The sequence below is a fragment of the Nonomuraea sp. NPDC003804 genome (genome assembly GCF_040610675.1).
Taxonomy (GTDB): Bacteria; Actinomycetota; Actinomycetes; order Streptosporangiales; family Streptosporangiaceae; genus Nonomuraea.
In genome coordinates, this window is sequence record NZ_JBEXMT010000043.1 from 35,722 (window position 1) to 48,512 (window position 12,791).

Annotated in this window: 12 protein-coding genes; 5 read left to right on the forward strand and 7 right to left on the reverse strand. The window is 72.1% G+C overall.

Annotated features, from left to right (window positions below):
* From ABZX22_RS40305 to ABZX22_RS40315, 3 genes are read left to right on the forward strand one after another with little or no spacing between them, the layout of a single operon-like run.
* Nucleotides 1-795 (forward strand): STM4013/SEN3800 family hydrolase, encoded by a 795-nt coding sequence (locus ABZX22_RS40305; RefSeq protein WP_354920964.1) that lies wholly within the window; start codon nucleotides 1-3, stop codon nucleotides 793-795.
* Nucleotides 792-2,153 (forward strand): STM4012 family radical SAM protein, encoded by a 1,362-nt coding sequence (locus tag ABZX22_RS40310; protein WP_354920860.1) that lies wholly within the window; start codon nucleotides 792-794, stop codon nucleotides 2,151-2,153. The genes ABZX22_RS40305 and ABZX22_RS40310 overlap by 4 nt, the downstream gene beginning before the upstream one ends.
* Nucleotides 2,140-3,051, forward strand: coding sequence for an STM4011 family radical SAM protein (locus ABZX22_RS40315; protein WP_354920863.1), 912 nt, complete (start codon nucleotides 2,140-2,142; stop codon nucleotides 3,049-3,051). The genes ABZX22_RS40310 and ABZX22_RS40315 overlap by 14 nt, the downstream gene beginning before the upstream one ends.
* 342 nt (nucleotides 3,052-3,393) lie before the next feature.
* On the opposite strand, the gene ABZX22_RS40320 is transcribed toward ABZX22_RS40315, so the two are convergent.
* Nucleotides 3,394-5,118, reverse strand: a complete 1,725-nt coding sequence (locus ABZX22_RS40320) for a DUF6745 domain-containing protein (RefSeq protein WP_354920866.1) — start codon at nucleotides 5,116-5,118, stop codon at nucleotides 3,394-3,396.
* 144 nt (nucleotides 5,119-5,262) lie between these two features.
* Here ABZX22_RS40320 and ABZX22_RS40325 point away from each other — a divergent pair, with 144 nt between their 5' ends.
* Nucleotides 5,263-5,493: a hypothetical protein gene (locus tag ABZX22_RS40325; protein ID WP_354920869.1), complete on the forward strand. Its 231-nt coding sequence runs from the start codon at nucleotides 5,263-5,265 to the stop codon at nucleotides 5,491-5,493.
* Between the two features lie 469 nt (nucleotides 5,494-5,962).
* Here the strand turns inward: ABZX22_RS40325 and ABZX22_RS40330 are convergent, their stop codons facing one another.
* The 6 genes from ABZX22_RS40330 to ABZX22_RS40355 form a co-directional block, all read right to left on the reverse strand.
* Nucleotides 5,963-6,562, reverse strand: a complete 600-nt coding sequence (locus ABZX22_RS40330; protein ID WP_354920872.1) for a TetR/AcrR family transcriptional regulator — start codon at nucleotides 6,560-6,562, stop codon at nucleotides 5,963-5,965.
* Nucleotides 6,563-6,571: 9 nt separating this feature from the next.
* Complete coding sequence (locus tag ABZX22_RS40335) at nucleotides 6,572-7,210, reverse strand: biliverdin-producing heme oxygenase (RefSeq protein WP_354920875.1); 639 nt, start codon at nucleotides 7,208-7,210, stop codon at nucleotides 6,572-6,574.
* A gap of 9 nt (nucleotides 7,211-7,219) precedes the next feature.
* Nucleotides 7,220-8,290 carry an acyltransferase gene (locus ABZX22_RS40340; RefSeq protein WP_354920877.1) on the reverse strand — a complete coding sequence of 357 codons (1,071 nt, stop codon included), beginning with the start codon at nucleotides 8,288-8,290 and terminating at the stop codon, nucleotides 7,220-7,222.
* On the reverse strand, nucleotides 8,283-9,032 hold the full coding sequence (locus ABZX22_RS40345; RefSeq protein WP_354920880.1) for an alpha/beta hydrolase: 750 nt from the start codon (nucleotides 9,030-9,032) through the stop codon (nucleotides 8,283-8,285). The genes ABZX22_RS40340 and ABZX22_RS40345 overlap by 8 nt, the downstream gene beginning before the upstream one ends.
* Nucleotides 9,033-9,361: 329 nt before the next feature.
* The gene (locus ABZX22_RS40350; protein WP_354920883.1) at nucleotides 9,362-11,284 is read right to left on the reverse strand and encodes an AarF/UbiB family protein; all 1,923 of its coding nucleotides are present in this window, start codon (nucleotides 11,282-11,284) and stop codon (nucleotides 9,362-9,364) included.
* A gap of 7 nt (nucleotides 11,285-11,291) precedes the next feature.
* On the reverse strand, nucleotides 11,292-12,215 hold the full coding sequence (locus tag ABZX22_RS40355) for an acyl-ACP desaturase (RefSeq protein WP_354920886.1): 924 nt from the start codon (nucleotides 12,213-12,215) through the stop codon (nucleotides 11,292-11,294).
* Nucleotides 12,216-12,286: 71 nt separating this feature from the next.
* On the opposite strand from ABZX22_RS40355, the gene ABZX22_RS40360 reads away from it, so the two are divergent.
* Nucleotides 12,287-12,736: an NUDIX hydrolase gene (locus ABZX22_RS40360; RefSeq protein ID WP_354920889.1), complete on the forward strand. Its 450-nt coding sequence runs from the start codon at nucleotides 12,287-12,289 to the stop codon at nucleotides 12,734-12,736.
* Nucleotides 12,737-12,791 lie beyond the last annotated feature (55 nt).

A 12,791-nucleotide genomic window follows, 5' to 3' on the forward strand; every position in this document is an offset into this window, starting at 1 on the left:
ATGAACGCCGTCATCGGCAGCCATGACCTGCTGCTGGTGACGCTCGACACGCTGCGTTACGACGTGGCGGCCGACCTGCTGGCCGCGGGACGGCTGCCGACGCTCGCCGCCGTCCTGCCCGGCGGGGTGTGGGAGGAGCGCCACACGCCGGGCAGCTTCACCTACGCCGCGCACGCCGCGATCCTGGCCGGGTTCCTGCCGACCCCCGTCGCGCCGGGCCCGCACCCACGGCTGTTCGCCGCCGCCTTCCCCGGCAGCGAGACGACCGCGCCGGGCACGTGGCGGTTCGAGGCGGCCGACCTGCCGACCGGGCTGGCCGCGGCCGGCTATCACACGGTGTGCGTCGGTGGCGTCGGGTTCTTCAACAAGCTCACGCCACTGGGTTCGGCGCTGCCGTCCCTGTTCGCCGAGTCGCACTGGGACCCCTCCTTCGGGGTGACGTCGCCCTCGTCCTTCGAGGCGCAGATCGCGTGCGCGGCGGCGGCGGTCGAGCGGGTGGAGCGGCCCGTCTTCCTGTTCGTCAACGTGTCGGCGCTGCACCAGCCGAACTGGTTCTACTCCGGCGGGCCAGGCGACTCGATCGACAGCCACGCGGCGGCGCTGGAGTACGTCGACCGGCAGCTGGCCAGGCTGTTCGCGGTGATGACGGCGCGGCGGCCGTGCCTGGCGATCGTGTGCTCCGACCACGGCACCGCCTACGGCGAAGACGGACATGTCGGGCACCGCATCGGCCATCCGGTGGTGTGGACCGTCCCCTACGGGGAGTTCGTGCTGGAGAAAGGGGCGTGGGCGTGAGCGCGCCGCACCAGGGTTCGCCATACCAGGGATATGTCTACGCATACCCACACAAGACCGCCTACCGGCCGCTCGATCCGCGGCCGTCGCTGGCGTCGGTGTGGGAGCGGGAGCGCACCGACGCGCTCTTCCTCTACCTGCACATCCCGTTCTGCGAGATGCGCTGCGGCTTCTGCAACCTGTTCACCAGGACCGGCGCGCCCGAGGAGCTCGTCGCCGCCTACCTGTCCGCGCTCGAACGGCAGGCCCACGCCGTACGGCGGGCCGTACCGGACGCGCGATTCGCGACCGCCGCCATCGGCGGCGGCACCCCCACCTACCTGTCGGCCGCCGAGCTCACCAGGCTGTTCGACCTGGCGACTCGGGCCATGGGGGCCGACTTCACCGCCATCCCGCTCGGTGTCGAAACGTCGCCCGCCACCGCCACCCCTGACCGGCTGGCCGTCCTCGCCGAACGCGGCACCACGCGGGTGTCGATCGGCGTGCAGAGCTTCATCGACGCCGAGGCGCGCGCGGCGGTCCGGCCGCAGCGCCGTACCGAGGTCGAGCGGGCGCTGGCGACCATCCGCGCGGCCGGGATCCCAACGCTGAACATCGACCTGATCTACGGCATCGACGGGCAGACCCCGCGGTCGTGGCTCTACTCGCTGAACGCCGCGCTCGACTGGAAACCGGAAGAGATCTACCTGTATCCGCTGTACGTCCGGCCGCTGACCGGCCTCGGGCTGCTCGGCAAGGAATGGGACGACCAGCGGCTCACGCTGTACCGGATCGGACGCGACCACCTGCTGGCCAACGGGTACGAACAGGTGTCGATGCGCATGTTCCGCCTGGCGGGGAGCACGGCGGCGGAGGCTCTCGGATCGGCCCCGGCGGGTCCTCCGGTGCCGGCCGCGCCGACCCCGGTGGGGGCTGCGACCGAGTACTGCTGCCAGACCGACGGGATGATCGGCCTCGGCTGCGGCGCGCGCTCCTACACCTCGCACCTGCACTACTCCTTCGAGTACGCCGTCGGCGTCCGACACGTCCGCGCGATCATCGACGAGTACGTCCGAGCCGGAAGCTTCGACCACGCCAACGTCGGCTTCGTCCTCGACGCCGCCGAGCGCCGCCGCCGCCACCTCATCCAGTCGTTGCTCCAGGTCCCCGGGCTGTCCCTGGCCGGATACCGGGAGGAGTTCGGCACCGAGGTGCTCGACGACTTCGACCTCACGCCGTTCGTCACCCGCGGCTGGATCGAGACCGACACGGCACGCGCCTGGCTGACCGCCGACGGGCTGGCCCACTCCGACACCATCGGGCCGTCGCTGTTCTCCACCGAGGTCCAGGCGCTGATGGAGAGCTATGACCAGCGTTGAGCACCTGACGATCCTCTACCGCGGGCCCCTGGCCAGCTGCGACTACGACTGCCCCTACTGCCCGTTCGCCAAGCGCCGCGACACGCCCGAGCAACTGCGTGCCGACCGGGCCGCCCTCGAACGTTTCACCGCATGGGTCGCCGAGCAGCCCTTCCAGGTGTCGGTGCTGTTCACGCCGTGGGGCGAGGGCGCCGTCCGATCCTGGTACCGTCGCGCGCTCGTCGAGCTCAGCCATCTCCCGCACGTGCCACGCGTCGCCATCCAGACCAACCTCAGCTTCCGGACGTCCTGGCTGCCCACCGCCGACCTCACGGCGCTCGCCCTCTGGACCACCTACCACCCGGGGCAGGTCACCAGGCAGCGGTTCCTGGCCAGATGCGCGGAACTGACCGCACTCGGCGTGCGCTTCAGCGTCGGCGTCGTCGGCCTGCCCGAACACCTCGCCGAGGCGCGTGCCCTGCGGGAGGCACTGCCGCCCTCCGTCTACGTGTGGATCAACGCGGCCGAGGGACACACCTACACCGACGACGAGGCGGCCGCGTGGACCGGCGTCGACCCGCTGTTCCGCCACAGCAGGTTCCCGCACCGGAGCCTGGGGCTTGCCTGCCGTACCGGGGAGAGCGTGGTGTCGGTGGACGGGGAGGGCACCGTGCGCCGCTGCCACTTCGTGCCGGCCGTGCTCGGCAACCTGTACGACGGGACCGCCCTGCGGGCGCTCGCTCCTCGCGGATGCCCGCTGGAGGTGTGCGACTGCCACATCGGCTACGTGCACCTGGAGCCGCTGGGGCTGTACGACACGTTCAGCGGCGGCGTCCTGGAACGCATCCCGGCCATGTGGCCCCCCACTGATCCGGTCACCACCGGACGCGCTTCGGGATCGACGGGTCCGCCCCGCTGAACCGGAAACCGCCGCTCATGAGGCCGGCCCACCCCCAGCTCTTCCCGGGCACGGATGGACTTCCCCCCGATGAGACAGCCGCCAGTCCCTCGGCGAGAAGGCCGCCTGCGTTCCTGGACCGCAGACCACCGGCCCACGTTCCTGTCTCCGCGCCATCTGGCCATCACTTCGGGCCCCGCACTTCTGGAACCCGGCCCGAGCACCCCTCAGGCCGAGAGGGCAGTCGCGGTTGCGATCGGAACAGTTCGTAGCGCGCTCCGGCGGTGAGCTACGTGCGACCGCGCGCCCCGTACCCGGGCAGGTCTTGGGGCGCGAGGCCCGGATGGCTCGCGTCAGGCCTGGTCAGGTCTGCTTCTCGGGCTGATATTCCTGCTCGGACACCCCGAACGTCCACGCCACGCCCTCACGCGCCCGAGTCACCCACGGCGGCACGCGCAGGAAGTACGTGCGGCTGGTGCCGTCCGGTTCGGGAGTGGAGTTGACCACCTCCACCATCACCACCGGCTCGTCGTCCGCCAGGTCGATACGCCACAGCACACCGGTCTCGTCCTCGTGTGTGGGTTTGGCGCCTGACTCCGCCAGATACCGTTCGTAGCCGTAGTGTTCGAGCATCACCCGGCGCAGCTCGGCGTTCTCCTGGGCCTGGATCCGCTTGGCGTCGAGCCCGGCCATGGCCACGCCGAACGAGGCGGGCACCGGCATGCCGTGCCACGCGTGCAGCGCGAACCCGTCAGGGAACCCCATCGCGGGGCCGTCGGCGCGGTGCAACCGTCCCAGGTCGTCAAGGTGCAGGTCGGCCGGACGCTCGCAGACGATCGCCAGCCGCTCGAACGGCCACCACCACCCGGCCGCCTTGGCCACCTGCGCCAGGCCGTCGAGCGCCCCCATCGAGCTGTCCGGCGCCCCTGTCCCGCCGTCCGGCCTGGCCGTCGCGTGGGCAGTGAGACCATCGAACAGGGCGAGCCACGGCGCCTCGTGCTGTCCGAGGACCGCGTCGAGCGTGGCCTGGCGGAGGAGCGACCCGGCCTGCTCACGGAGGAGCGCGGCGGCGTCGTCATCCGTGTCGCGGCCGTCGACCCGAGGGGCGCTGTAGGTGTCGCCGGTGGTGGCGGACTGGGGCAGGTTGCCGATCGCGCGGCGCAGATCGGCGGCGAGAGTGTTCACCTCCGGCCACAGCAGGTCGCCGGTGAGCGCCCAGGCGCGCGGCCACGCCACCGTGCCCAGGGAGGTGGCGGCCGCGGCGCGGGCCCGCTCCCATGGCAGGTTCCGTACGGCGTGGCGCACGGAGGCACCAGCGATGGCGCGGAGATCGTTCAGCTGCGCGACCAGGATGTCCGGGTCGGCAGTGGCTTCCGGAGCGTCAGTGGCTTCGGGAGCCGCAGTGGTTGCAGGAGCGACAGTGCCCGGGGCCGCAGTGGTGTTCGGGGCAGCGACGGCGCCCGGAGCGGCAACAGTGCCCGGAGCGGCAACGGTCTCCAGACCGGCAATGACGCCCGGGGCCGCAATGGGGTCCAGGGCTGCAACAGTGCCCGGAGCGGCAACGGTCTCCAGACCGGCAACGGTGCCTGGGGCCGCAATGGGGTCCAGGGCTGCAACAGCGCCCGGAGCGGCAACGCTCTCCAGACCGGCGATGATGCCTGGGGCGGCAACGGTGTCTGGGGCCGCGATGGGGTCCGGGGCGTTTCCTGGGGACGCCGATGACGAGTGTGGCGGCGTGAGGGTGGAGGGCGGCTCGGATGTGGGATCGCCGGGCGTCCGGGGTGTGAGGGCGGTGAGAACCGGTCCGATGTGGGCGGTGAGGCCGGCCTCGTGGAACGTGCGGACCGTGTTCGCGTCGCCGACGAGGAGTGCAGCGGCGAGCGCGCCCTGCGCGGGGGAGGCGAGCCAGACGATCCGCTCGGGCTCAGGGAGACCGGCATTGCGGTAGGCGCGCCGTACCCCGAGCTCGGCGGCGGTGCGATCAGCGGGGCCTGCGGTGCGGGCGGTGTCGCGCCAGCGGCGGGCGGCTGCGGTCAGGTGGTCGGCCAGCTCAGCCGGCAGGGGCGCGGGTGCTGCGGGGGTCGTCATCAGGGTCGGAGGCTTCCTGGGAGAGGGGGATGTCTCGGGCGTCGGCCGGCCGGTCGGTCAGTCGGCGACCGTGCGGTAGGAGCCGGGGACGTACTCGCGCTGCCGCACCACCCGGAACCAGCCCTTCGGCAGCATGATCGCGTCGTGTTCCTCGTGGACGAGGCGGGTGCCGGCGGGAAGGTGGAGGTAGTCGGCACCGGTGTAGGCGTCGTCGAGCAGGAGGGTGCCAGGGCCGGGGATGGCGTGGGCGTGGCCGGTCGCCTCACCCAGCGCGAGGACCAGGCGGCCACGGGAGTCGCGCGGGGCCGGGGGAGGGTTTTGACCCGTGCGGGCACGGACTCCTCCGCCACCGGCACGATCAGGATGTCTCCCTGACGGAACAACGTGGACCTCCTCGTCGGATCGGTGATCGGAAGCTATCCGACGGGACCGACAGATTCGGAGATGCGGGAGTCCGGCCTTCGACGGGCGCCTATCGGACGGCCGAAGCCACGGACGAGCCGGTACCGGGCGGACGGCCAGAGCCCAGGACCCCAGTACGGAGCGGGTGACCGAAGCCACGGACCAGCCGGTACCTGCCGAACGCGGCCGGAGCCCCGGACAAGCCAGAACTGGGCGGACGGCCGGAGACACGGACCAGCCGGTGCTGGGCGGGTCGGGGCCAGGTCAACGGCTGCTACCTGCTCACCGCGGGCAGCACACCGGCCCTGGGCGCGAAGGCGGAGGACGAGACATAGCCCCGCTGGGCGCGACGGCGGAGGGTGGGGCGGTGCCGCCCGGCGCGCCGCAGGAGCCCGACGCGGCCCACAACGCCGCGTGCAGAGAAGGGCCTGGGGACAGGTGGTCAGAGGGTGCTGTTCAGGGCGCGTAGCACGAACCCGGAGACGATCTCCTCGGCCGCCTCCACGCTCACCCGACCGCTGATCAACGACTCCCGCTCGGCGCCGATCACCGCGAGGATCATGCGGGCCGTCGCCGCCACGTCCTGCATCTGGAAGTCGCCGGAGCTCGCCCCGGAGTCGAGGATCTCGACCAGGATCCGCTGCATCGGCGCCACGTGCTCGGCCAGCCGCTGGTAGGCGTCGGGCCCGAGGGCGGCGCTGAGCCCCGCCGCTCCCGGGTGGGGGTGTGCGAGGAGCCCGGCCAGCTGGAGCCGGATGAAGGCGCGCAGCCGCTCGGCGGGCGTGGCGGAGGCGGGCAGTTCCCTGGTGTAGGACTCGATGAAGTAGTGGGTCACCCGCTCGGTGAACGCCAGCAGCAGCGCCGCCTTGTCGGGGTAGTAGTTGTAGAGCACGGTGCGGGTGATGCCCGCCTCCTGCGCCACGTCCGTCATCGAGATCTCCTGGATGCCCTGGACGCGCGACAGCCGGGAGACCGCCTGCAGGATCCGGTCCTGCGTCTGGGCGCGGTGCTCGCCGATCGTCGCGGCGGAGATCCTGGGCATGAGCCCATGTTAGGCCGCGGGCCTGATGGCGCGCAGCAGCTCGGTCAGGACCTCGGTGTTGAGCTGGTAGGCCAGGCGCACCTCGCGGATGATGCGCTGCTGTTCGGCCTCGTCGGCGGTCAGGGCGTCGAGCCTGGCCCGGTACTCGTTCTTGAACCGGGGCAGCGAACCGACCTCGTCGAAGATGTAGAAGTCGACGCCGCCGCCCTTGCCGTACCCGTAGATCTTCTGCAGTTCCATCCTGATGAACTGGCCGCCGGACAGGTCGCCCATGTAGCGCGTGTAGTGGTGGGCGATGTAGCCGCCCGGCCAGTCGGCGATCTGCTCGATGCGGGCCACCAGTGTCCTGGTCGCCTTGGAGGGGGCGATGCGCTCGCGCCAGGAGGGGCCGTAGATGGCGGCCAGGTCGCGTTCGAGTGCGGCCTGCCGGTACAGGGAAGGAAAGACGAAGGCTCCCGCCACGGGGTGGTCGGCCAGGCGCTCGGCGACGCCGTCGAGGGCGAGATAGGCGAAGTAGTGCTGGGCGACCATCTCGCCGTACTCCTCGGCGCTGAGCCGCCCGGCCATGAGTTCCTTGAGGTAGCTCTCGTCCTCGGCGGACTCGTGGTCGCCCCAGGTGGCGTTGCGCAGCGTCTCGGAGAAGGTCATGACATAGTGTCACCAAAATCGGCGCCTCACGTCAAGCCGTTGGTGACACCATGTCATGAAAAGCAGGACCGCCGCGACGACGGGCAGCCAGGCCAGCCGTTCGAGCAGCCAGGCGGGCGTGTCGGGCCTGCCGTACAGGCCGCCGGCGAGCACGGTCACCACCAGCGCCGTCTGGTGCCACAGGAAGATCGGCATGGCCCCCAGGTTGGCCAGCGCCACCGGCGCCCACAGCCGCGGCCGGCGCATCAGCGCGCCCAGCGGCCCGTGCAGCAGCAGCGCGAGGCCCACCTGGGCGAGGCCGAAGCAGACCGCGGCCAGCGTGGGCGGGCTGAGGTTGGAGAACTGCCGCCCGGTGATCCCGATCATGGCCGCCGGATAGCCGCCCCTGGCCACCAGCGCGAACGCCGCCGCGCCGCCGCCCGCCAGCAGCCAGGCTCCGTCCCTGCGCGGGCGCAGCTCGCCGCGGGCCCACAGGATGCCCAGCAGGTACGGCACCAGCCACGCCGCCCCGAGGTTCACCCACCCGACCGCGGTGGGGGCGCCCAGCCCGAACCGCAGCAGATCCACCAGCGCCACGACCGCGACCGCCACGCCGACCACCACCGCCCGCGTCCTGACCAGCCACGGCGTGAGCGCGCTCAGCCCGGCGAACACGGCGAGGAACCACAGCGGGCCGAGGGCGGACTTGGCCAGCGCGCGGACCGACGTGATCGGCTGGCCGTTCAGCACCGTCACCATGACCGCCAGGGCGGCCCACCCCAGCAGCAGCGGCAGCACGGGCCTGGCCAGGCGGCCCAGCCGCGTCACGATCCACGAACGGTGGGGCGCGCGCAGTCCCCGGGCAGCCGCGTAGCCCCCGACGAAGAAGAACAGGGCGAGCGTCTGGAGCACCCAGGAGACGGGCGCGAGCTCCGGCATGTACGCCAGCGGCGAGGAGATGACCAGGTGCGGGTTGCGCTCCCACGCGCTGACCAGCCAGTGGCCCAGCACGACGCCCACGATGGCCGCCGCCCGCAGGGCGTCGACGCCCCTGTCGCGGCCGACCGGCGTGGCGGCCTCGATCCCGCGGACGTCAAGCACCGCCGACCTCCGCGCCGCGGCCGAGCGCGATGAGGGCGAGGTTGCGCAGGGAGGCGGTGCCGGGGTCGAAGTAGTCGCTGTGCCCGCCGGGGCCCGTGGCGAAGATCCGGGCGCCGAACGCCGGGTCCATCGGGTCGGCGCCGAACCCGAACGGGCCCACCGTGAGATGGGGCACGTCGGCCACCCAGTCGCGAGCACCCCGCCCGGCCCAGACGCGCGGCCCGACGGCGGCCGCCGTACGCGCGCCGCCCATGCCGGGGCTGCCCACGACGACGAGGTCGGCGAGGTCGGCGGCCTGTGGTCCGGGCTGTGGTCGGGCCGCGGCGCGGGAGCAGACGACCGAGCCGTAGCTGTGGCACAGCAGCGACGCGGGCACCTTCGGCAGGCCGCGCATCCACGCGCGCAGTTCCTCCGCGCCGCTCTCGGCCGCCACGCGCGTGATCGCGCCCAGGCTCCACAGGCGCGGGCTGTCGTAGCCGAGCCACGCGACGACCGCCAGCCTCGTGCCGGGGTCGATCGCGCGCGCCTCGGCCAGCAGCGCCCTGGCCGCTCCTCCCGGGCGGTGAGTGCCGTTCTCGAAGGTGGCGGCGGTCGTGTCGGTGCCCGGCACGATGACCGCCACGCGGTCGGCGGTGGCGAGGTCGCCGTAGACCCTGACCAGCCGTTCGCCGGGCGAGGACGGGACGGCGAACGCGGCGGCGCCGAGCAGCAGCGCACCGGCTGCGAGGGATTTCCTGATCATGCGGCGAACGCTAGGAATCGCGGCCGTCGCCGGGCGTCGCCCCTCGGCGTGATCTTCGCGGGTCCCTCTCAGGCGCTACCCGGCCGACCCGCGCACCCCCGCCTCCCCGAACCCCAGGCCCCCGAACTCCCGGGCCCTCGACCCCTTGCCCCCCGAGCCCCGCGCCCCCGAACCCCGCGGACCCGCCCGACTCGACGACCCACGGACCCGCGGAACCCCCGAGCCCCGCGCCCCCGAACGCCGCCCGACTCGACGATCCACGGACCCGCGGAACCCCCGGGACCCGCGCGGGCCGGCGCCGCGGCCGCGCGCGAACCGGTGCCGCGGCGCTACGCGGGTGGTCTGCGGCGGAAGATGAGGATGAGCACCCGCAGCACGAGCACCGAGCTGACCACCAGCAGGTTGTAGCCGATCAGCTGGAACAGCGACATCTGCCCGGCGATCACCACCGGCCCGCCCTCGGTGCCGAGAAGCAGCACCGCCATCAGCCCGGCCGTCGCCCCGAGCACCGTCAGCAGGATCTGGTGCAGCAGGTGCGTGACGAACGCGCGGTCGCGCTCGTCGCCCAGCGGCCGTACGTTCATCGTGAACCTGCCGTGCTCGGCCGCGCTGGCGATCCGCTCGATCCGCCGGGGCAGCCGCCGCAGCATCGGCAGCAGCGCGGTGACCTCCTGCGTCACCGCCTCCTTCACGGTGGCGGGGTTGACCTGCTCGGCCAGGTAGCGCCCGGCGAACGCCCTGGCCTCGCCGATGAGGTTGAAGCCCGGCGAGAGCCGGACGAGGGTGCCCTCCAGCGTGGCCAGCGCGCGGAAGACGGCCGCGACCTCCGGCGGGATCGACAGGCCGTACGCGGAGACGATCTTGAACAGGTCGGTGAACATGGCGACGCTGTCCATGCCGGGGCCCAGGTGCCGGGCCATGAACTGGCCGAGGGCGCGCTCGAGCGCCGCCTCGTCGATGTCCTCCGGCCTGGGCACGACCTCGAGGAGCGCGTCGGTGACCCCGAGGGGGTCCTGCCGGTCCATCGCCAGCAGGAAGCGCTGCAGCGAGGCGCGCAGCGAGGCGTCCAGGCGCCCGACCGAGCCGAAGTCGAGCAGGCCGACCTCGCCGTCGGACAGCAGCATGATGTTGCCGGGGTGCGGGTCGGCGTGGAAGACGCCGTCGAGCAGGATCTGGCGCAGCAGGCACTCGAGCAGCGTGCGGGCCAGCGCCGGGCCTTCGGCCGGGGAGGCGGTCGCCAGCGGCTTGCCCGACAGGCGCTGCATCACCAGCACCCGGTCGGTGCACAGCGGCTCGTAGGGGGTCGGATAGGTGACCGCACCGGTGGCCGTGGCCGCGACGGCGGCCATGTTGCCCGCCTCGATGCGGAAGTCGAGCTCCTCGCGCAGCGCCACGGCGAAGCCCGCGGCCAGCTCCTTGAGGCCGAGCGAGCGGCCCCACCTCGTCCTCGCCTCGAGCGTGGCGGCCAGCCGCGCGACGATGTCGAGGTCCCGGGCGACGAGCGGCGCGATGCCGGGCCGCTGGACCTTGACGACGACCTCCTCGCCGCCGTGCAGCCGGGCCGCGTGGACCTGGGCGATCGAGGCGGCGGCCAGCGGCGTGCGGTCGAAGGAGGCGAAGGCGGCGAGGTCGACGACCTCGGCGATCTCCTCCCACGGGGCTGGTTTGACGTGGTCCTGCAGCTTGCCGAGCTCATCGACGAACTCGGGCGGCAGCAGGTCGCGCCGGGTGGACAGCACCTGCCCGAGCTTGACGAACGTCACGCCGCCCTCGTCGAGGGCCTCGCGCAGCGAGGCGGCCAGCCGTACCCTGCCGCTCCGGTCGCCGGGGTCGTCGCCCCTCCCTCTCAGGTAGGGGCCCAGGCCGTGGCGGAAGGCGATCCTGGTGATCTGAGAGTAGCGGCGGGCGCGGGCCAGGCGCCCGCGCAGCGACCTGATCAGCTCGATCGGCCCCGGTATGGAGCCTGGCGGCACGAGCGCCTCGCCGAGCACCAGGATGACCATGGGGATGAGCACGACGCACATCGACACCAGGATCACGATCCACAGCGGACCGAGGCTGGGGTCGCGGTTGGGGTCGAACTTCTCGAACGACTGGAAGACCGGCGCCAGGAACACCGGGGCGAGCGTCATCCCCAGCAGGACGGCCAGCACCATGCGGACCGGGCCGAACCTGACGTCGAGCAGGCGCTGCGTAGCCGTCGCCAGCAGCAGGACGACGACGGCTAGCGAGGGGGTGATGAGCAGGTGCACCCGCAGATCATCGCATGGCCGCGGCGCGTGCCCTGCGCTCCTCCCTGCGCTCGACGAACCTGGTGGCAGTCGTCTCGGTCCTGTCCAGGAAGGCGGCCAGCTCGTCGCGGGCCTTGGCGCCGTCGCCGTCCAGGTCGGTCTTCTCGAAGACGCCCCACTGGCGCAGCACGGGCATGAGCACGTCGTCGAGGTGGAGGCGCAGGTCGTAGATCCCCTCGTTGGCGATGATCATCGCCTTGCGGGTGAAGCCCTCGATGGTGGTGCCCGGCATCTGGAAGGTCGTCACGACGTCGGTGATGGCGCGCATCGTCTGGTTGGGGTCGAGCTCGAAGGCCGCCTTGAGCAGGTTGCGGTAGAAGAGCATGTGGAGGTTCTCGTCAGCGGCGATCTTGGCGAGCAGGCGGTCGCAGTCGGGGTCGCCCGCGGCCTTGCCGGTGTTGCGGTGCGAGATGCGGGTGGCCAGTTCCTGGAAGGAGACGTAGGCCAGTTGCTCCAGCATGCTGGAGTACTCGGTCTGGAACCCGCCCTCCATGTGGACCATGCGGGCGCGCTCGAGGGCGACGGGGTCGACGGCACGCGTGACGGTCAGGTAGTCGCGGATGGCGACGGCGTGCCTGCCCTCCTCGGCGGTCCACCGGCCCACCCAGGTGCCCCACGCGCCGTCGCGGCCGAAGGTGGTGGCGATCTCGTGGTGGTAGCTGGGGAGGTTGTCCTCGGTGAGGAGGTTGACGATCAGCGAGATGCGGGCCGCCTCCGGGATGGTCGAGTCGCTGGGCTGCCAGGCCTCGCCGCCGAGGACGCCGTCGAAGTCGCGGCCCTGGCTCCACGGCACGTACTCGTGCGGGAACCACTCCTTGGCCACCTTGAGATGGCGGTCCAGCTCGTTCGCCACCACCGGCTCGAGCTCGTGCAGCAGCTCCGTCTGACTCATCACCATAAAGTTCATCTCCTTCAAGCTACGCAACCGTAAGTTAGGCTACCCCAAGAAATTGGAGGGTCTTTATGCGACCTAGTGTCCGAGGTGTCCTGCTCGATGACGACGAACGGCTGATCGTCTTCCGGCGCACGGTCCCCGGGAAGGCGTTGTACTGGTCGGTCCCCGGCGGCCATGTCGAGCCGGAGGATCAGACCCTGGAGCACACGCTCCGCAGGGAGCTGCTGGAGGAGCTGGGCGCGGTCGTCTCCGCGGTCACCCCGCTGACCACGCTCACCTACCCCCACCAGGGCGGGGTCAAGACCCAGCACGTGTACGGCTGCCGCCTGGTCAGCATGGATCCCGCGCTGCGGCACGGCCCCGAGTGCGAGGACCCCTCGAGCGGCGCCTACGACGTCGAGCGGCTGCCCCTCGACCCGGCCGAGATCACCTCGCGGCACCTGGTTCCCGAGGCCCTGGGCGACTACCTGGCCGCGCACATCACCTCGCTGCCCCGCCTCATACATCGATCGAAGTAGCCGGGTGACTCACGACGGAGGACGACCGCCGGACGCCGCCCTCGCTACCGTTCGG

What these genes read in the sequence shown, in the direction of transcription:
- ABZX22_RS40305 (WP_354920964.1), top strand. Translation starts at nt 1, where the DNA reads ATGAACGCCGTCATCGGCAGCCATGACCTGCTGCTGGTGACGCTCGAC.
- ABZX22_RS40315 (WP_354920863.1), top strand. Translation starts at nt 2,140, where the DNA reads ATGACCAGCGTTGAGCACCTGACGATCCTCTACCGCGGGCCCCTGGCC.
- ABZX22_RS40320 (WP_354920866.1), bottom strand. Translation starts at nt 5,118, where the DNA reads ATGACGACCCCCGCAGCACCCGCGCCCCTGCCGGCTGAGCTGGCCGAC.
- ABZX22_RS40330 (WP_354920872.1), bottom strand. Translation starts at nt 6,562, where the DNA reads ATGCCCAGGATCTCCGCCGCGACGATCGGCGAGCACCGCGCCCAGACG.
- ABZX22_RS40335 (WP_354920875.1), bottom strand. Translation starts at nt 7,210, where the DNA reads ATGACCTTCTCCGAGACGCTGCGCAACGCCACCTGGGGCGACCACGAG.
- ABZX22_RS40345 (WP_354920880.1), bottom strand. Translation starts at nt 9,032, where the DNA reads ATGATCAGGAAATCCCTCGCAGCCGGTGCGCTGCTGCTCGGCGCCGCC.
- ABZX22_RS40355 (WP_354920886.1), bottom strand. Translation starts at nt 12,215, where the DNA reads ATGAGTCAGACGGAGCTGCTGCACGAGCTCGAGCCGGTGGTGGCGAAC.
- ABZX22_RS40360 (WP_354920889.1), top strand. Translation starts at nt 12,287, where the DNA reads ATGCGACCTAGTGTCCGAGGTGTCCTGCTCGATGACGACGAACGGCTG.